Origin of the sequence: Streptomyces sp. NPDC126499 (assembly GCF_040302485.1) — a bacterium.
GTDB lineage: Bacteria > Actinomycetota > Actinomycetes > Streptomycetales > Streptomycetaceae > Streptomyces.
In genome coordinates this window covers 87,786-105,216 of record NZ_JBEOUO010000007.1, presented here as the reverse complement: position 1 = coordinate 105,216, position 17,431 = coordinate 87,786, and the positions used below count along the sequence as shown (strand labels likewise).

General features: G+C 70.1%; 16 protein-coding genes and 1 tRNA gene. 7 read left to right on the top strand and 10 right to left on the bottom strand.

Annotation, left to right across the window (positions count from 1 at the left end):
* Positions 1-88: 88 nt before the first annotated feature.
* Positions 89-2,680, bottom strand: coding sequence for an ATP-dependent chaperone ClpB (gene clpB, locus ABTZ91_RS12370; RefSeq protein WP_352077084.1), 2,592 nt, complete (start codon positions 2,678-2,680; stop codon positions 89-91).
* A 140-nt stretch (positions 2,681-2,820) separates the two neighbouring features.
* Between clpB and ABTZ91_RS12365 the strand changes: the two genes are divergently transcribed.
* Positions 2,821-3,234, top strand: coding sequence for a pyridoxamine 5'-phosphate oxidase family protein (locus ABTZ91_RS12365; protein ID WP_352077083.1), 414 nt, complete (start codon positions 2,821-2,823; stop codon positions 3,232-3,234).
* Positions 3,235-3,428: 194 nt separating this feature from the next.
* Here ABTZ91_RS12365 and ABTZ91_RS12360 read toward each other — a convergent pair whose 3' ends face one another.
* Entirely contained in the window at positions 3,429-3,761 is a 333-nt protein-coding gene (locus tag ABTZ91_RS12360) for a (2Fe-2S)-binding protein (protein WP_352077082.1), read from the bottom strand.
* Between the two features lie 381 nt (positions 3,762-4,142).
* On the opposite strand from ABTZ91_RS12360, the gene ABTZ91_RS12355 reads away from it, so the two are divergent.
* Both ABTZ91_RS12355 and ABTZ91_RS12350 read left to right on the top strand, forming a co-directional pair.
* A complete protein-coding gene (locus tag ABTZ91_RS12355) occupies positions 4,143-5,123 on the top strand; it encodes a helix-turn-helix transcriptional regulator (RefSeq protein ID WP_352077081.1) in 981 nt (326 codons plus the stop codon).
* A 5-nt stretch (positions 5,124-5,128) separates the two neighbouring features.
* Positions 5,129-5,596 carry a hypothetical protein gene (locus ABTZ91_RS12350; RefSeq protein ID WP_352077080.1) on the top strand — a complete coding sequence of 156 codons (468 nt, stop codon included), beginning with the start codon at positions 5,129-5,131 and terminating at the stop codon, positions 5,594-5,596.
* Positions 5,597-5,736: 140 nt separating this feature from the next.
* On the opposite strand, the gene ABTZ91_RS12345 is transcribed toward ABTZ91_RS12350, so the two are convergent.
* Genes ABTZ91_RS12345 through dnaK form a run of 4 tightly spaced genes read right to left on the bottom strand, consistent with a single transcriptional unit; the run spans position 5,737 to position 9,876 of the window.
* Positions 5,737-6,186 carry a heat shock protein transcriptional repressor HspR gene (locus ABTZ91_RS12345; RefSeq protein WP_345487045.1) on the bottom strand — a complete coding sequence of 150 codons (450 nt, stop codon included), beginning with the start codon at positions 6,184-6,186 and terminating at the stop codon, positions 5,737-5,739.
* 4 nt (positions 6,187-6,190) lie between these two features.
* Complete coding sequence (dnaJ, locus tag ABTZ91_RS12340) at positions 6,191-7,363, bottom strand: molecular chaperone DnaJ (RefSeq protein WP_352077079.1); 1,173 nt, start codon at positions 7,361-7,363, stop codon at positions 6,191-6,193.
* A gap of 30 nt (positions 7,364-7,393) precedes the next feature.
* Positions 7,394-8,035, bottom strand: a complete 642-nt coding sequence (gene grpE, locus ABTZ91_RS12335) for a nucleotide exchange factor GrpE (protein ID WP_352077078.1) — start codon at positions 8,033-8,035, stop codon at positions 7,394-7,396.
* Positions 8,035-9,876 (bottom strand): molecular chaperone DnaK, encoded by a 1,842-nt coding sequence (gene dnaK, locus ABTZ91_RS12330; protein ID WP_352077077.1) that lies wholly within the window; start codon positions 9,874-9,876, stop codon positions 8,035-8,037. The genes grpE and dnaK overlap by 1 nt, the downstream gene beginning before the upstream one ends.
* A 211-nt stretch (positions 9,877-10,087) precedes the next feature.
* Here dnaK and ABTZ91_RS12325 point away from each other — a divergent pair, with 211 nt between their 5' ends.
* From ABTZ91_RS12325 to ABTZ91_RS12315, 3 genes are all read left to right on the top strand, one after another.
* Positions 10,088-10,633 carry a sugar transferase gene (locus ABTZ91_RS12325; RefSeq protein WP_352077076.1) on the top strand — a complete coding sequence of 182 codons (546 nt, stop codon included), beginning with the start codon at positions 10,088-10,090 and terminating at the stop codon, positions 10,631-10,633.
* A gap of 123 nt (positions 10,634-10,756) precedes the next feature.
* A complete protein-coding gene (locus tag ABTZ91_RS12320; protein ID WP_352077075.1) occupies positions 10,757-13,021 on the top strand; it encodes a (Fe-S)-binding protein in 2,265 nt (754 codons plus the stop codon).
* Between the two features lie 212 nt (positions 13,022-13,233).
* On the top strand, positions 13,234-14,184 hold the full coding sequence (locus ABTZ91_RS12315; protein WP_407077940.1) for a Yip1 family protein: 951 nt from the start codon (positions 13,234-13,236) through the stop codon (positions 14,182-14,184).
* A gap of 88 nt (positions 14,185-14,272) precedes the next feature.
* Here ABTZ91_RS12315 and ABTZ91_RS12310 read toward each other — a convergent pair whose 3' ends face one another.
* The gene (locus ABTZ91_RS12310) at positions 14,273-14,770 is read right to left on the bottom strand and encodes a phosphoribosyltransferase (RefSeq protein ID WP_352077073.1); all 498 of its coding nucleotides are present in this window, start codon (positions 14,768-14,770) and stop codon (positions 14,273-14,275) included.
* Positions 14,771-14,783: 13 nt separating this feature from the next.
* A complete protein-coding gene (gene dcd, locus ABTZ91_RS12305) occupies positions 14,784-15,359 on the bottom strand; it encodes a dCTP deaminase (protein WP_345487036.1) in 576 nt (191 codons plus the stop codon).
* Positions 15,360-15,783: 424 nt separating this feature from the next.
* On the opposite strand from dcd, the gene ABTZ91_RS12300 reads away from it, so the two are divergent.
* Positions 15,784-15,854 (top strand) — tRNA-Gly (locus ABTZ91_RS12300).
* A 114-nt stretch (positions 15,855-15,968) separates the two neighbouring features.
* Here the strand turns inward: ABTZ91_RS12300 and ABTZ91_RS12295 are convergent.
* The gene (locus ABTZ91_RS12295) at positions 15,969-16,181 is read right to left on the bottom strand and encodes a DUF4287 domain-containing protein (protein ID WP_352077072.1); all 213 of its coding nucleotides are present in this window, start codon (positions 16,179-16,181) and stop codon (positions 15,969-15,971) included.
* Between the two features lie 66 nt (positions 16,182-16,247).
* Positions 16,248-16,904, bottom strand: a complete 657-nt coding sequence (locus tag ABTZ91_RS12290) for a DUF998 domain-containing protein (protein ID WP_352077071.1) — start codon at positions 16,902-16,904, stop codon at positions 16,248-16,250.
* Positions 16,905-17,431 lie beyond the last annotated feature (527 nt).

Genomic DNA, 17,431 nt, shown 5'->3' with positions numbered 1-17,431 from the left:
CGGAGGGCCGGCCGCCCCCGCGCCTACCCCGTACGAGGGCGGGGACACCGCCCTCGTACGGGGTGGGCGATCCTCGTGACGAGGCCCGCTAGGAGGCGCGGCCCACGAGCAGGCCGTCCTCGAAGCGGTCCACCCGGACCGTGTCCCCGTCGCGGACCTCGCCCGCCAGGATCTCCTTGGCGAGGCGGTCGCCGATGGAGGTCTGGATCAGGCGGCGCAGCGGCCGGGCGCCGTACGCCGGGTCGTTGCCCCGGTCCGCGAGCCAGGCCAGGGCCTCGGGCGTGACCTCCAGGGTGAGCCGGCGGTCGGCGAGGCGGCGGGCCAGGCGGTCGATCTGGAGCCGCGCGATGCGGGCCAGCTCGTCCTGCTGCAGGGCGGAGAAGACCACGATCTCGTCGAGCCGGTTCAGGAACTCCGGCTTGAAGCTCGCCCGCACGACCTCCAGGACCTGCTCCCGCTTCTCCTCCGGAGTCGTCAGCGGCTCCATCAGGAACTGGCTGCCCAGGTTGGAGGTGAGGATCAGGATCGTGTTGCGGAAGTCGACCGTGCGGCCCTGGCCGTCGGTGAGCCGGCCGTCGTCGAGGACCTGGAGCAGGATGTCGAAGACCTCCGGGTGGGCCTTCTCCACCTCGTCCAGGAGGACGACGCTGTACGGGCGGCGGCGGACGGCCTCGGTGAGCTGGCCGCCCTCCTCGTAGCCGACGTAGCCGGGGGGCGCGCCGACGAGCCGGGCGACGGAGTGCTTCTCGCCGTACTCCGACATGTCGATGCGGACCATGGCCCGCTCGTCGTCGAAGAGGAAGTCGGCGAGCGCCTTCGCCAGCTCGGTCTTGCCGACGCCGGTCGGGCCGAGGAAGAGGAAGGAGCCGGTGGGCCGGTCGGGGTCGGCGATCCCGGCGCGGGTGCGGCGCACCGCGTCGGAGACGGCCCGCACGGCCTCGCTCTGGCCGATGAGTCGCTTGCCGAGCTCGTCCTCCATGCGGAGCAGCTTCTGCGTCTCGCCCTCCAGGAGGCGGCCGGCGGGGATGCCGGTCCAGGCGCCGACGACGTCGGCGATGTCGTCGGGGCCGACCTCCTCCTTGACCATGGTGTCCTTGGCGGCCTCCTGCTGGGCCTCGGCCTCGCTGGCGGCCGCGAGCTCCCGCTCCAGGGCGGGGATCTCCCCGTAGAGCAGCTTGGAGGCGGTGTCGAAGTCGCCGTCGCGCTGGGCGCGCTCGGCCCGGCCGCGCAGCTCGTCGAGCTGTTCCTTCAGCTCGCCGACCCGGTTGAGGGACTGCTTCTCCTTCTCCCAGCGGGCGGTCAGGCCGCGCAGCTCCTCCTCGCGGTCGGCGAGGTCGCGGCGCAGCTTCTCCAGGCGCTGCTTGCTGGCCTCGTCGGTCTCGTTCTTCAGCGCGAGCTCCTCCATGCGCAGCCGGTCGACGGAGCGCTGGAGCTCGTCGATCTCGACCGGGGAGGAGTCGATCTCCATGCGGAGCCGGGAGGCGGCCTCGTCGACCAGGTCGATGGCCTTGTCGGGCAGGAAGCGGGAGGTGATGTAGCGGTCGGAGAGGGTCGCGGCGGCCACCAGGGCGGAGTCGTTGATCTGCACCTTGTGGTGGGCCTCGTAGCGGCCCTTGAGTCCGCGCAGGATGGCGACGGTGTCCTCGACGCTCGGCTCGGCGACCAGGACCTGCTGGAAGCGGCGCTCCAGGGCGGGGTCCTTCTCGATCCGCTCGCGGTACTCGTCGAGGGTGGTGGCGCCGACCATGCGCAGCTCGCCGCGGGCCAGCATCGGCTTGAGCATGTTGCCGGCGTCCATGGCGGAGTCGCCGCCGGCGCCCGCGCCGACGACGGTGTGCAGCTCGTCGATGAAGGTGATGATCTTCCCGTCGCTCTCCTTGATCTCGGACAGGACGGTCTTCAGGCGCTCCTCGAACTCGCCGCGGTACTTGGCGCCGGCGACCATGGCGCCGAGGTCGAGCGCGACCAGGCGCTTGTCGCGCAGCGACTCGGGGACGTCGCCCTTCACGATCCGCTGGGCGAGGCCCTCGACGACGGCGGTCTTGCCGACGCCGGGCTCGCCGATGAGGACCGGGTTGTTCTTGGTGCGACGGGAGAGGACCTGGACGACGCGCCGGATCTCGTGGTCACGGCCGATCACCGGGTCGAGCTTGCCCTCGCGGGCGGCGGCGGTGAAGTCGGTGCCGAACTTCTCCAGGGCCTTGTACGAGCCCTCGGGGTCGGCGGTGGTCACCCGGCGGGTGCCGCGGGCCTGCTCGAAGGCGTCCTGGAGGCGGCGGGCGGTGGCGCCCTGCTCGTCGAGGACCTGGCCGGCCCGGCCGCCCTTGGCGGCGATGCCGATGAGCAGGTGCTCGGTGGACAGGTACTCGTCGCCGAGCTTCTTCGCGCGCTCGGCGGCGTCGGCGATGACGGCGAGCAGCTCGCGGTTCGGCTGCGGGGGCGCGACGGTGGAGCCCGTGACGCTGGGCAGGGCGGCGAGCAGCCGCTCCGCACCGCCGCGGACGGCGGCCTGGTCGGCCTCGACGGCGGCCAGCAGGTCGGTGATGTTCTCGTTGTCCTGACCCTCCAGCAGCGCGAGCAGCAGGTGAGCGGGGGTCAGGTCGGCGTGCCCCTGGGACACGGCGCGGCTGCTGGCCGCGTTCAGCGCGTCCCGGCTCCTGTTGGTCAGTTCGGCGTCCACGGGCGGGATCTCCTCCTCGGGGTGTTCAGGGGTCCACGACTCCTATGTTCCTTCGTGTATGACTCCTACAGCGTACACAAAGTTGAGTCTATTCCGCTCAAGGTATCGGGGACGGGTCCACCCGGAGTAGTTTCCGGGGCATGGCCATCGACCCGAGCAAGCCGAGCGACTCGTATCTCGCCTTCTGGCGCGAGTACCACATGTGCACGCTGACCACACCCCGTCCCGACGGCACCCCGCACGTGGTGGCGGTCGGCGTCACGTACGACCCGGAGGGCGGGGAGCGGGGCATCGCCCGCGTCATCACCAACAAGCACAGCCGCAAGGTGGCCAACGTCCTGGCGGCGGGCGCGGACGGGGCGCGGGTCGCGGTCTGCCAGGTGGACAAGGGGCGCTGGGCCACGCTGGAGGGCGTGGCGCGGATCCGCACCGAGGCGGAGGTGGTCGCGGACGCGGTGGACCGTTACGCGGCCCGCTACAACCGGGTGCCGACGCCGAACCCGGACCGGGTCGTGATCGAGATCGCGCTCACCCGCGCGATGGGCCGGGCCTGAGGGCGTCCACCTTCGGGCACACCCACACGCCTACCTTCCCGCAGCCCTTCACGCACGCCTCCACGCAGACCTTCACGCACGCCTCCACGCAGACCTTCCGGAGAACGCACAGCGGCGCCATCGCGTTTCAGGTCCGCGATGGCGCCGCTGTGTGGGGGAAGCACCTGAACGATCTACAACGACGGGGGAATCGTTCAGGCACTGCGGGGGGTGGCGGTGATGGTCTCGGGTTCGACCAGCCGGGGTTCGACCAGCTGATGGTCGCGCTGGTCGAGATTGACGAAGATCATGCCGTACCGGATGGCACAGCGGACGGGTTGCGGGGCGCCGCGCGGGCGGCGAAGACACCGGTAGGCGCGAATGTCCTCGTCGTCTTCGCGGACGACGACGATCGGCTCCCCGAAGAGGGTGACCATCAACGACTCGCCACGGCGCGGCACCGCGGTGACGAGATCGATGAAGTGCCACCCGGACCGGTAGGCGCTCGCCATCTCGCGTCGGAAACGAGGATCTTCGGGAACCGTCATGCCCCCTCGGACTCCCATCCAGGATCGGAGACCGGTCCGACCCCCCAGCCGGGGTCGCCGGCCGCGGCCGGAGCCACGCCCCAGCCCGGGTCGCCGTTGAGAGCCGGCGACAGGCCCCAGCCCGGGTCGGCGTTCACGACCCTCGTCTGCGAACCCCACCCCGGGTCCTCGGTTGCCGTGACCGCTCCCACAGCGGCAGCAGCCATCAGTGCGACACCGGCTACGGTGCGTATGAGCTTCTTGGACATGACCGAGCAACCTCACTTGAAGGTGTGTAACAACCTGCTCCCCCGCAAGTCACGACGATGGCTCACTCATCCCGTTTCCACCACTCGCTCAATGCATCATGTTCCTGTAATGCAAAAGCCTGGGGGTGTACGTATGCGAATAGAGCCTGACGAAAAGGGACATTCTCACACGCACGCAGACCTGTGCGAAGCGGGCACTCGGCTCTACACCGAGGCGCTTCGGTCCGGTCGCATCGCCCGTTCCGAGATCGGGTCCGCCCCCTGCCTCATGGACCTCGACCTGCTGCGTCCCGACCCCGACGACGCCGAATGGCTCCGCCCGGTCGCCCCTTCGGCCGCCCTCGCCCGGCTGCTCCTCCCCATAGAGAAGGAGATACAGGAACGCAGGCGCCTGACCCTCACCCTCTCCGACGCGTTCGAGCCGTTCATGACCCTCGGCGCACGCGACCCCTCGATGACCCACGCCATCACGGTCCTCGAAGGCCTGGAACGCATCAACGCCAGCCTGGACCGCGCCGTCGCCGAGTGCACCTCCGAACTGCTCACCGTACAACCGGGAAAGGGCCGCAGCGCCCACACCTTCGGCGAGGCGCTCCGACGGGTCCGCCCGCTGCTCGGCCGGGGCATCAAGATGCGCACCCTCTACCAGCACACCGCGCGCCACCAGCCCATCACCCTCGCCTACCTCGAACGCATAGGGCCCGAGGTCGAGGTCCGCACCCTCGAAGAGATCATCGACCGGCTCATCATCGTCGACCGCAAGGTCGCCTTCGTGCCCGCGAGCCGCGACCGCACCATCGCCCTCGAACTGCGCCACCAGGGACTCGTCGAGTATCTCGGCGGCGTCTTCGACCAGTTCTGGCTCCAGGCCACCCCCCTCGACGCCCCCGTCGCCTACGAGCCGCCGCAGGGCGGCATCAGCGGCGTCCAGCGCTCCATCGCCAAACTCCTCGTCGAGGGACACGTCGACGAGGCCATCGCCCGCCGCCTCGGCATGAACGTCCGCACCTGCCGCGCCCACATCGCCAAGCTGGCCGCCGCCCTCGGCAGCGGCAGCCGCGCCCAGCTCGGCTACCTCATCGCCCGCTCCGGCATCCTCGAACGGGACAACTGACCCGCGTGTACGCCCACATCGACCTCGACGGCCCCGCCGGCACCCTGCGCGTGACCGGCCACCGGATGCCCACCGTGGAACTCCTGCGGACCCCCGGTACCACCCCCGACGACCACACCCCCATCGGCACCCGCGACGGCGCCCTGCTCACCCTCACCGTGGACGGGCAGCCGGCCGGCCTCCGCCCCGCCAAGGGCCGCCTCTCCCGCCGCTCCTACCGCGTCGACGCGCACGTGTCCCAGGTCCGCTACCGGCTCGTGCCCTGCTCGTACGGGGAGAGCCGCCTCACCTGCGACGGACGGCCGCTCGGCACCCTGGAGTCCACCGGGGACGGCCGCGTCGACGCCGACTGGGCCCCCGACGCCACCCCCCAGGACCAGGCCGTCGGCACCGCCCTCGCCGCCGCCTTCGGCACCGGCGCACAACCCTGGTGGCAGACCGCCGCCGACATCGTGGGCGAACTCATCCCTTAAGGCCGGGACGCGGCGAGGCCCCCTCCGCCGGAACGGAAGGGGCCTCGAAACCTGAAGGAGCCCGCCTGAAGGAGCCCGCCTGAAGGAGCCTGCCTGAGGGAGCCCGCCTGAAGGAGCCTCAGAGAGCCTTCAGCCGATGGCTACTCGCCGCGCTTGTGACCCGGCCGCCACACCACCAGGGCGCTCGCCTGCTGGACGTCCTGGTACGGGACCAGGTCGCGCCGGTACGAGGCGTGCACCTGGGCCTCGCGCTGGCGCATCGCCGCCGCCGCGCCCTCGACCGCCGACGACAGCTCCGCCACCCGCTGCTGCAGCGCCGCGACCTGGTTCTCCAGCTCGATGATGCGCTTGATCCCGGCCAGGTTGATGCCCTCGTCCTGCGACAGCTGCTGCACCTGACGGAGCAGCTCGATGTCACGGGCCGAATAGCGGCGCCCACGGCCCGCCGTGCGGTCCGGGGACACCAGGCCCAGGCGGTCGTACTGACGCAGCGTCTGCGGGTGCAGACCGGAGAGCTGGGCCGCCACCGAGATGACGTACACCGGCGTCTCGTCGGTCAGTTCATAAGGGTTACGGCGACGGCCGTCCATCTCCTCAAGCTCCCTTCGCGGCCTGGAACAGCTCTGCCCTGGGGTCCTCGCCCGCCGTGGCCTCGCGGTACGTCTCCAGGGCCTCACGGGCCTTGTCGTCCAGCTCCTTCGGCACCGCGACCTCCACCGTCACCAGCAGATCGCCGCGCGTGCCGTCCTTGCGGACCGCGCCCTTGCCCCGGGCGCGCATGGTGCGGCCGTTGGGAGTCCCGGCGGGCAGCTTCAGGGTGACCGCCGGGCCGCCCAGGGTCGGCACCTTGATCTCACCGCCGAGCGCCGCCTCGTCGAACGTGACGGGCACCGTGACGGTCAGGTTGTCGTCCTTGCGGCCGAACACCGGGTGGGTGTCGACGTGCACGACCACGTACAGGTCGCCGTTCGGCCCGCCGCGCTCGCCCGGGGCGCCCTTGCCGCGCAGCCGGATCCGCTGCCCGTCGGAGACACCCGCCGGGATGCGGACCTGCATGGTGCGGGAGGACTTGGCCCGCCCGCTGCCCTTGCAGACCTCGCAGGGCGTCTCGGCGATCAGGCCGCGCCCCTTGCAGTCCACGCACGGGTCGGTCAGCGAGAAGCCGCCGCCGCTGCCGCGCGAGACCTGCCCGGTGCCGACACAGGTCGGGCACACCCGCGGGGTGCCGTTCTTGTCGCCGGTGCCCGAACAGGCCTTGCAGGGCTGCTGGCTGGACATCCGCAGCGGAACGGTCGCGCCCTCGATCGCCTCGGTGAAGCTGAGCGTCACCTCGGACTCGATGTCCTGGCCGCGGCGCGGCTGCGTACGGGTGCCCGCACCACCGCCCCGGTTGAACAGGCCGCCGAAGACGTCCCCGAGACCGCCGCCGAAGCCGCCGGCCCCGCCGGGGCCCTGGGCGCCGCCGAAGAGGTCGCCCAGGTCGAAGTTGAACGAACCGCCGCCCGGGCCGCCGGCCCGGAAGCCCCCGTTGCCGAACAGGGCGCGGGCCTCGTCGTACTCCTTGCGCTTCTTCGGATCGCCGAGGACGTCGTTCGCCTCGGAGATCTCCTTGAAGCGCGCCTCGGCGCTCGCGTCGCCCTTGTTGGCGTCCGGGTGGTTCTCGCGGGCGAGCTTCCGGTACGCCTTCTTGATCTCCGCGTCGGTGGCGTCCTTGGGGACGCCGAGAACCTTGTAGTAGTCCTTCTCGACGAAGTCCTTCGTGCTCATCGACGTCCCTCCTCTCGGACGATCACAGCGCTAGCCCTCGTCGGGGCCACCGCTCTCCTCGTCGGCCTTCTTCTCTTCCTTGGCGGCCGGGGCCGCGCCCGGCTGCGGCTCGGCGACGGCCACCCGGGCGGGCCGGATGGTCCGCTCGCCGATCCGGTACCCAGGCTGCAGGATCGCCACGCAGGTCGTCTCGGTGACGTCCGGCGCGTAACTGTGCATCAGGGCCTCGTGCACGGTCGGGTCGAAGGGCTCGCCCTCCTTGCCGAACTGCTGCAGACCCATCTTGGCGACGACCGTCTCCAGCGACTCGGCGACCGACTTGAAGCCGCCCACGAGCTCACCGTGCTCCCGGGCGCGGCCGATGTCGTCGAGCACGGGAAGGAGCTCGGTCAGGAGGCTCGCGACGGCGATCTCCTTGACCGTGACCCGGTCCCGCTCCACGCGGCGGCGGTAGTTCTGGTACTCGGCCTGGAGCCGCTGGAGGTCCGCGGTGCGCTCGTTGAGCGCGGTGCGGGCCTGGTCCAGCTGCGCCAGCAGGGCTACGTCCGTAGCGTCCCCGGCCGGGGCCGCCTCCTCCGCCTGGTCGGCGGAGTCGGCGGCCTGCGGCTCCTCGGGCGTGCCGTCGGCGGGGACGTCGGGCTTCTCCTCGAAGCCCGGGGTCTCCTCCGACATCAGGCGGCACCCTTCGGCTTGTCCTCGTCGACGATCTCGGCGTCGACGACGTCGTCGTCCTGCGCCTGACCCTGGCCGGCCTCGGCGCCACCCGCGGCCTGGGCGGCCTGGGCGTCGGCGTACAGCGCCTGGCCGAGCTTCTGGGAGACGGCCGCGACCTTCTCGGTGGCGGTGCGGATCTCCGTGGTGTCCTCGCCCTTGAGCTTCTCCTTCAGCTCGGCGACGGCGGACTCCACCTCGGACTTGACGTCACCGGGGACCTTGTCCTCGTTGTCCTTGAGGAACTTCTCGGTCTGGTAGACGAGCTGCTCGCCCTGGTTGCGGGTCTCGGCGGCCTCGCGGCGGCGGTGGTCCTCCTCCGCGTACTGCTCGGCCTCCTGGCGCATCCGGTCGACCTCGTCCTTCGGCAGCGAGGAGCCGCCGGTGACGGTCATCTTCTGCTCCTTGCCCGTGCCGAGGTCCTTCGCGGTCACGTGCATGATGCCGTTGGCGTCGATGTCGAAGGCGACCTCGATCTGCGGGACGCCGCGCGGGGCCGGCGGGAGGCCGGTCAGCTCGAACATACCGAGCTTCTTGTTGTACGCGGCGATCTCGCGCTCGCCCTGGTAGACCTGGATCTGCACGGACGGCTGGTTGTCCTCGGCCGTCGTGAAGATCTCGGAGCGCTTGGTCGGGATCGTGGTGTTGCGCTCGATCAGCTTGGTCATGATGCCGCCCTTGGTCTCGATGCCGAGGGACAGCGGGGTGACGTCGAGCAGCAGGACGTCCTTGACCTCGCCCTTGAGGACACCGGCCTGCAGGGCGGCGCCGATGGCGACGACCTCGTCCGGGTTCACGCCCTTGTTGGCCTCGTTGCCGCCGGTCAGCTCCTTGACGAGCTCGGCGACGGCCGGCATGCGGGTCGAGCCGCCGACGAGGACGACGTGGTCGATCTCGGAGAGCTGGATGCCCGCGTCCTTGATGACGTTGTGGAACGGGGTCTTGCAGCGCTCCAGGAGGTCCGCGGTGAGCTGCTGGAACTGGGCGCGGGTGAGCTTCTCGTCCAGGTGCAGCGGGCCCTCGGCGGAGGCCGTGATGTACGGAAGGTTGATCGTGGTCTCCGTGGAGGAGGAAAGCTCGATCTTGGCCTTCTCGGCGGCCTCGCGCAGACGCTGCAGCGCCATCTTGTCCTTGGACAGGTCGACGCCGTGGCCGTTGGCGAACTGCTTCACCAGGTAGTCGACGACGCGCTGGTCCCAGTCGTCACCACCGAGGTGGTTGTCACCGTTGGTGGCCTTCACCTCGACGACGCCGTCGCCGATCTCCAGGAGGGACACGTCGAAGGTGCCGCCACCGAGGTCGAAGACGAGGATGGTCTGGTCGTCCTTGTCGAGGCCGTACGCCAGGGCGGCGGCGGTCGGCTCGTTGACGATGCGCAGGACGTTGAGGCCCGCGATCTCGCCGGCCTCCTTGGTGGCCTGGCGCTCGGAGTCGTTGAAGTACGCCGGGACGGTGATGACCGCGTCGGTCACCTTCTCGCCCAGGTAGGCCTCGGCGTCACGCTTCAGCTTCTGGAGGATGAAGGCGGAGATCTGCTGCGGGTTGAAGTTCTTCCCGTCGAGCTCGATCTTCCAGTCGGTGCCCATGTGGCGCTTGACCGACCGGATGGTCCGGTCGACGTTGGTGACCGCCTGGCGCTTGGCGACCTCGCCGACCAGCACCTCGCCGTTCTTCGCGAAGGCGACGACGGACGGCGTGGTCCTGGCGCCCTCGGCGTTGGTGATGACGGTGGGCTCGCCGCCTTCCAGAACGCTGACGACGGAGTTAGTCGTGCCCAGGTCGATGCCGACCGCACGTGCCATTTCGATTCCTCCAGCTGCCTGACTTGAGTGGAACTGACTCAAGGATGCACCAGGGTCGGGTCAGAGTCAAAGGACCTGAGTCGATGCGACTCAACTCTTCGCCATCCGCCCCGCTCAAAGGGCGCGTCGCTGCCACGGCCGGAGGCACGCGCGTGAGAGAGTCCGCAGAGTCCGGACATATCCCATGATTCCCGCCGGGAGGTGTGAGCGCATGACGGCGAAGCGCGCGCTGGACCTCGTGGGCGGGCTCGTCCTCCTCGCCCTGCTCGCACCGGTGATCGCCGCCCTCGCCCTTTCCGTCGCCCTCGGCCGCCCCGGCGGCCCGCACCGGGTGCTGCGCCGCCGGCCGGTCGCGGGCCGGGACGGCCGGACCTTCACGATGCTGACCTTCCGCACCAAGAGCCCGTTGGCCTGCCTGCCCCAGCTGCTGCACGTCGTCGCGGGCCGGATGTCCCTGGTGGGTCCGTGCCCGCTGGCGCCCGGCCACCGGGAGTCCGTCGGCGAGGGCCGGCGCCGGCTCTCCGTACGGCCGGGGATGACCGGACCGTGGCAGATCAGCGGACGCTCCGAGCTGCCGTGGGAGGAGCGCGAGCTGCTGGATCTCCACTATGTGGACCACCACTGGCTCGGCATGGATCTGGCCGTTCTGGCGCGTACGCTTCCAGCAGTAGTCCGTAAACGTCGCCAGGCGACCCGCGCGGCAGGCCGGACGCCGGGGCAGAAGGGCGACGCAGGCCGTGCGGCAAGGGTTGCCTGAGCGACACAGATCACCGTGAGCTCCGCTACAGCGCGGAGCCTCCAACCGGTAATCTCGGCACGGACTGAATAAGTTACCGCTTAGTAGGCGTCCAGCTTAGTAGGCCCGCCCGAGGAGCCCCTCATGCAACTCGCCGCGATCATTGTGTCGCTGACCCTGACCGTGGTCGGCGTTGCGCTGCTCGCCCGCGCCATCGGCCAGTTCGTCCGGTACTTCAAGCTCGGCCAGCCGGTGCCCGCCGGCACCCGCACCGACAACCCGTACCAGCGCAGCGTCACCCTGGTGCGGGAATTCCTCGGCCACACCCGGATGAACCGGTGGGGCATCGTCGGTTTCGCGCACTGGTTCGTGGCCGTCGGCTTCCTGACCCTGCCGCCGACCCTGGCGCAGGCCTTCGGCCAGCTCTTCCAGGCGGACTGGACACTGCCGGTCATCGGCGGCTTCCTGCCCTTCGAGCTGTACATCGAGTTCATCGGCGTGATGACGATCCTCGGCATCGCCGCGCTGATCGTCATCCGCCTCCTGAGCCTCCCGCGCCGGGCCGGCCGCAAGTCGCGCTTCGCCGGCTCCAAGGCGGGCCAGGCGTACTTCGTCGAGTACGTCATCCTCACCATCGGTCTGGCGATCTACGTGCTGCGCGGCCTCGAGGGCGCGATCCACCATGTGGAGCACTACGAGGCCGCGTACTTCGCCTCGTACCCGCTCGTCCTCGCCTTCAAGGGCCTGAGCGTCGCCACCCTGCAGAACCTGATCTACCTGACCGCCATGGTGAAGATCAGCACCTCGTTCATCTGGATGATCGTGGTCTCGCTGAACACCAACATGGGCGTGGCCTGGCACCGCTTCCTCGCCTTCCCGAACATCTGGTTCAAGCGCAACGCGGACGGCTCCACCGCCCTCGGCGCGCTCCAGCCGATGACCTCCGGCGGCAAGCCGATCGACTTCGAGGACCCGGGCGAGGACGACGTCTACGGCGTCTCCCAGGTGGAGCAGTTCTCCTGGAAGGGCCTCCTCGACTTCTCCACCTGCACCGAGTGCGGCCGCTGCCAGTCGCAGTGCCCCGCCTGGAACACCGGCAAGCCGCTCTCGCCCAAGCTCCTCATCATGTCGCTGCGCGACCACGCGCACGCCAAGGCTCCGTACCTGCTCGCCGGCGGCGGCAAGACCATGGAGGGCGAGGAGAAGGCGACCGCCGAGCAGCTGAAGGACGTCCCGGCCGCCGCGCTCGCCGAGGCCGAGCGCCCGCTGATCGGCACCGTCGAGGAGAACGGCGTCATCGACCCGGACGTCCTGTGGTCCTGCACCACCTGCGGCGCCTGCGTCGAGCAGTGCCCGGTCGACATCGAGCACATCGACCACATCGTCGACATGCGCCGCTACCAGGTCATGATCGAGTCCGCGTTCCCGTCCGAGGCGGGCACGATGCTCAAGAACCTGGAGAAGAAGGGCAACCCCTGGGGCCTGGCCAAGAAGCAGCGCGTCGAGTGGACCAAGGAGGTCGACTTCGAGGTCCCGATCGTCGGCAAGGACGTCGAGGACCTCACCGAGGTCGACTACCTCTACTGGGTCGGCTGCGCCGGCGCCCTGGAGGACCGGGCCAAGAAGACCACCAAGGCCTTCGCCGAGCTGCTGCACATCGCGGGCGTCAAGTTCGCGATCATGGGCGGCGAGGAGAAGTGCACCGGTGACTCCCCGCGCCGCCTGGGCAACGAGCCGCTGTTCCAGCAGCTCGGCCAGGAGAACGTCGCGATGCTGAACATGGCGTTCGGTGAGGACGACGAGGACGAGTCGACGAAGAAGCCCAAGTCGGCGAAGAAGATCGTCTCCACCTGCCCGCACTGCTTCAACACCATCGCCAACGAGTACCCGCAGCTCGGCGGCGAGTACGAGGTCATCCACCACACCCAGCTGCTCCAGCACCTCATCGACGAGGGCAAGCTGATCCCGGTCACCCCGGTGGACGGCCTCATCACCTACCACGACCCCTGCTACCTGGGCCGGCACAACAAGGTCTACACGCCGCCGCGCGAGATCATGTCCGCCGTCCCGGGCCTGCGCCAGCAGGAGATGCACCGCCACAAGGAGCGCGGCTTCTGCTGCGGCGCCGGTGGTGCCCGGATGTGGATGGAGGAGCGGATCGGCAAGCGCATCAACACCGAGCGCGTCGACGAGGCCCTGTCCCTCAACCCGGACATCGTCTCCACCGCCTGCCCGTTCTGCCTCGTCATGCTCACGGACTCCGTGAACGGCAAGAAGAACGACGGCAAGGCCAAGGAGAGCCTCCAGGTCGTCGACGTGGCCCAGCTGCTGCTCGACTCGGTGAAGACCCCGGCCGACCCGGAGCCCGAGCAGTCGGCCGAGGCCCCGGAGCCGGAGCCGGCCGCCTAGCCTCCGGCAGGTCCGGTACGTGGCTCGAGGGCCGTCCCGCGCGATGCGGGGCGGCCCTCCGCCGTATCCGCCGACGGGCCGGCGCATCACCGGGCCACCACGCCGGTAGGGCCCTCCGCGCACCCCCGGCGCGAACCTCCGACGGCCTCCGCGCCCGCCCGGCGCGAACCCCCGACGGCCTTCGCGCGCCCCTCCCCGAGACCCCCTAGGGGATGTCACAGCTCTGCCGCACTATCCCTCCGGGGCGCGAGCGCACGGCAGGACCGGGTACGTTCATTGACGTGGCTGGATTCAGGAACGGACGCGGCCGGGCCGGCGGCCCCCCGCGACAACAACCGCAGCAGGCGCCGTACGGGTACCACGCGCCCCCGCCGGGACACCCGCAACAGCAGCAGTGGTCGCAGCAGCAACAGCAGTGGTCGCGGCAACAGCAGCAGCAACCGCCGCAGTCGCACGGGGAGCCGGAGTACTTCGGCGACCCCTACGCGCCTCAGGGGCAGCAGCACCCGCAGCAGCACTACGCCGCCAACAACCCGGGCCACACCCAGGTCTTCAGCGTCCACGACGACCCGTACGGCCAGGGCACCCCGTACCAGGCCGGCGCCGCCCCCGTCCCCACGGGCCCGCGGCTGCCCTGGAAGGCCCTCCTCAGCGGCATCGTGCTGCGCCCGGCGGACACCTTCCTCCGGATGCGCGACCACGCCGTGTGGGGCCCCGCGCTGGTCGTGACGTTCCTCTACGGACTGCTCGCGATCTTCGGCTTCGACAAGGCGCGCGAAGAGGCCATCAACGCGACCCTGTCCAACGCGATCCCGTACGTCGTCCTGACCGGCGTCGGCTTCGTGATCGGCGGCCTGGTCCTCGGCGCCGTCACCCACACCCTGGCCCGCCAGCTCGGCGGCGACGGCTCCTGGCAGCCGACCGTCGGCCTGTCCATGCTGATCATGTCCCTCACGGACGCCCCGCGCCTCGTCCTCGCCCTCTTCCTGGGCGGCGAGAACGGCCTGGTCCAGGTCGTCGGCTGGCTCACCTGGCTGGCCGCGGGCGCCCTCTTCACCCTGATGGTGAGCCGCTCCCACGACCTGCCCTGGCCGAAGGCCCTGGGCGCGTCGGCGATCCAGCTGGTGGCGCTGCTGAGCCTGATCAAGCTGGGCACGCTGTAGCCCCGCGGAGCACGCGGAAGGGCCCCCACCGCACCCGGTGGGGGCCCTTCTCACGTCTACGGGGGCCTTCGGCCGTCCGGGGGCCTCGTCAGGCGTCGAGGACCTGGCCCTCGCGGCGGACGACGGGCGGCTCGACCGACCAGGGGAAGTTGATCCAGTCGTCGGTCTTCTTCCAGACGTACTCGCACTTCACGAGGGAGTGCGACTTCTCGTAGACGACCGCGGAGCGGACCTCGGCGACGTGGTCGACGCAGAAGTCGTGGACGAGCTTGAGGGTCTTGCCGGTGTCGGCGACGTCGTCGGCGATCAGAACCTTCTTGTCGGAGAAGTCGATCGCGTTCGGGACGGGCGCCAGCATGACCGGCATCTCCAGCGTGGTCCCCACGCCCGTGTAGAACTCCACGTTCACCAGGTGGATGTTCTTGCAGTCCAGGGCGTAGGCCAGGCCGCCGGCGACGAAGACGCCGCCGCGGGCGATGGAGAGCACGATGTCCGGCTCGTAGCCGTCGTCGGCGATGGTCTGGGCGAGCTCGCGGACGGCGCGCCCGAAGCCCTCGTACGTCAGGTTCTCGCGTACTTCACTCATGCCGGCTACCGCCTCACACCTGGGTCCGATGGAAGTTCATGTACGAGCGCGAGGCCGTCGGCCCGCGCTGGCCCTGGTACCGGGAGCCGTAGCGCTCGCTCCCGTACGGGTACTCGGCGGGCGAGCTCAGGCGGAACATGCACAGCTGCCCGATCTTCATGCCCGGCCACAGCTTGATCGGCAGGGTGGCGAGGTTCGACAGCTCCAGGGTGACGTGCCCGGAGAAACCGGGGTCGATGAAGCCGGCGGTCGAGTGCGTCACCAGACCGAGCCGCCCCAGCGAGCTCTTCCCCTCCAGCCGGGAGGCGATGTCGTCCGGCAGGGTGATGACCTCGTAGGTCGAGGCGAGCACGAACTCGCCCGGGTGCAGGATGAACGCCTCGTCGCCCTCCGGCTCGACCTGGCGCGTCAGGTCGAGCTGCTCGACGGCGGGGTCGATGTGGGGGTGGCGGTGGTTCTCGAACACCCGGAAGAAGCGGTCAAGCCGCACGTCGATGCTCGAGGGCTGCACCATGGATTCGTCGTACGGGTCGATGCGCACCCGGCCGGCATCGATCTCGGCCCGGATGTCCTTGTCTGAGAGAAGCACGCTCCCACGATACGCAGAGGGCGCGGAGCTGCCCCAATCGGGAAGACCCCACGCCCCCGGACGCCCTCGGCGCGATCAGCGCCGATCGAGCTCCACCGGCACCGCATGCCGCAACCGCGCACACCGTGGACACCGAACGAGCCGCCCGGGCCCGATCCGCCCGGCCCCGAGCTGCTGCAGCGGGAACGAAGCGGTGCTGAACACGTGCCCTTCGGCACAACGGACGACGGTGCGCTCCATCGAACCCATCAAGTCCCTTCCCCGACAAGTGGTGGACGAGACAGCCACATTAGGGGATCAAGAGGACACCACTCCACGCGGCACTCCGCATACTCTCCCACCCCTCGGGGAGGGGAGCACTTCGCCTGGCGTGCGGTATGGGGTACACTGTGCAACGATGCCGCATTGATCATCGTGCGGCGCTGCGGATGTAGTTTAATGGTAGAACATGAGCTTCCCAAGCTTATAGCGCGGGTTCGATTCCCGTCATCCGCTCTTGAACGAAGGCCCAGGTCAGGAACCTGGGCCTTCGTCGTTGTCCGAACCTGTGGGCGGAGGCGATCCGTTTGGGCCGACCGAAGACGCCGCGCCCTCGGTACCCCTACCCGATCACTTTCCGCTGCCCTCGGCGAGGGTGTGGGCGACGAGGGCGTTGGCGTGGCCGTGGCCGAGGCCGTGCTCGGACTTGAGCCAGTTGACCAGCTCCATGTGCTTGGTCAGGGGGGAGGAACGGATGAGGTCCTTCCATTCGGCGATCGGGCGGCCGTACTTCTTCTCGATGGACGGGAAGTAGCTGGCAGGCCCCTTCACTGCGTCGGTCATGGATGCCCCGTTTCATATGGCGATGATCTTGGTCGGGTCGATGATGCCTGAGGGAACGGCGGGCGGCTAGCGGTCGGCCAGGCGGGCCGTCACAGCGCTCAGCCACAGCAGGCCGAGGCCGGCGCCGACGGTGAACGCGAGGACGGAGGCGGCCGAGGCCATGAACCCGGTGAGGACGATCATGGGCACGACGCGGGATGCGACGGCCCAGCCGCGAAGGCCCCGGGCTGCGAGCGGGCGGGCCAGGACGAAGAACGCGGCGCACAGGGCGAGGTAGCCGATCATCCCGCCGAACATGTGGACAGCTCCGTGCCCGCTCATCACGGTCGCCTCGGGCGCCCCGACGGGAAAGCCCGCTCCGGCATCGGCCGGGAAGGCCGCCGCGGCCCAGAAGGAGGCGCCGAAGACGCCGATCAGGGCCGGACCCCACGTCCCGCCGGGGCCACCGCGCAGCGCCCGCCGCAGGCCGGTCGCGCCGGTGATCAGCAGTGCGCCGGTGAGGACGAAGCTCGCCGTCTGGATCCAACCCGCCTCGCCGAGGGCGAGCTGGCTGATCGCGTTCCGCGTGAAGTCGAAGCCCTCCCGCACGACCCCCTGGGCGAGTCCGACCGCCAGGAACAGCGGCCCGGCCACCACACCACCGGCCACCCCCCACCGCGCCGCGGATCGCGACGCGGAGGCGACAGAAGGGATGGGGCGGGGCGCGGTGATCATGTCGGTCATGGCGGGGCCTTCCTCGCTTCGAACGTGTCGCCCATATGACCGATGGCAAGGGGCGGAGTCATCGCTCCCGTTCATGTGCACCGGATCACGCGCGGACGGGCTGCCTCCCGTTCGCGCACGATCCCACAGCAGCGTGCCACTGGACCGTTTCCTCGTGAGCACAGCCACTCACCGCCCGGGCATCACCGCGTCCGCATGGCCCCGCTGGAACGCGCATGACCCACCAACCGGCCCGGACCTGGGGGCCGTACAGCTATCGCCGGCGCGGAAGCGACCCGCTCACAGTCGGCGACCGCGTGCTCCTCCCCGAACACTGGCTGAGCAAGGTCAAGGAAGGCCCGGGCCCCACGGTGGGCGTCGGCACCAAGCTCGGCACCATGTACCGCGGCTCCCTGGCGGACATCGTGGGCGGGCGCCGGCCACCGACGGGAACGATTGAGGAACCCGTGTCACAACGTCCAGTAGGGGCGGTAGACAGCAGGCACGGGAGGAGCGGCGAAAGCCCTGCACCTTATGCGCTTTTCCGC

Coding starts and splice junctions, on each gene's coding strand:
- ABTZ91_RS12355 (WP_352077081.1), top strand. CDS start 4,143: ATGCGAATAGAGCCTGACGAAAAGGGACATTCTCACACGCACGCAGAC.
- ABTZ91_RS12310 (WP_352077073.1), bottom strand. CDS start 14,770: ATGAGTGAAGTACGCGAGAACCTGACGTACGAGGGCTTCGGGCGCGCC.
- ABTZ91_RS12320 (WP_352077075.1), top strand. CDS start 10,757: ATGCAACTCGCCGCGATCATTGTGTCGCTGACCCTGACCGTGGTCGGC.
- ABTZ91_RS12290 (WP_352077071.1), bottom strand. CDS start 16,904: ATGACCGACATGATCACCGCGCCCCGCCCCATCCCTTCTGTCGCCTCC.
- ABTZ91_RS12315 (WP_407077940.1), top strand. CDS start 13,234: ATGTCACAGCTCTGCCGCACTATCCCTCCGGGGCGCGAGCGCACGGCA.
- ABTZ91_RS12360 (WP_352077082.1), bottom strand. CDS start 3,761: ATGACGGTTCCCGAAGATCCTCGTTTCCGACGCGAGATGGCGAGCGCC.
- ABTZ91_RS12325 (WP_352077076.1), top strand. CDS start 10,088: ATGACGGCGAAGCGCGCGCTGGACCTCGTGGGCGGGCTCGTCCTCCTC.
- ABTZ91_RS12345 (WP_345487045.1), bottom strand. CDS start 6,186: ATGGACGGCCGTCGCCGTAACCCTTATGAACTGACCGACGAGACGCCG.
- dnaK (WP_352077077.1), bottom strand. CDS start 9,876: ATGGCACGTGCGGTCGGCATCGACCTGGGCACGACTAACTCCGTCGTC.
- grpE (WP_352077078.1), bottom strand. CDS start 8,035: ATGTCGGAGGAGACCCCGGGCTTCGAGGAGAAGCCCGACGTCCCCGCC.
- dnaJ (WP_352077079.1), bottom strand. CDS start 7,363: ATGAGCACGAAGGACTTCGTCGAGAAGGACTACTACAAGGTTCTCGGC.
- ABTZ91_RS12295 (WP_352077072.1), bottom strand. CDS start 16,181: ATGACCGACGCAGTGAAGGGGCCTGCCAGCTACTTCCCGTCCATCGAG.
- ABTZ91_RS12365 (WP_352077083.1), top strand. CDS start 2,821: ATGGCCATCGACCCGAGCAAGCCGAGCGACTCGTATCTCGCCTTCTGG.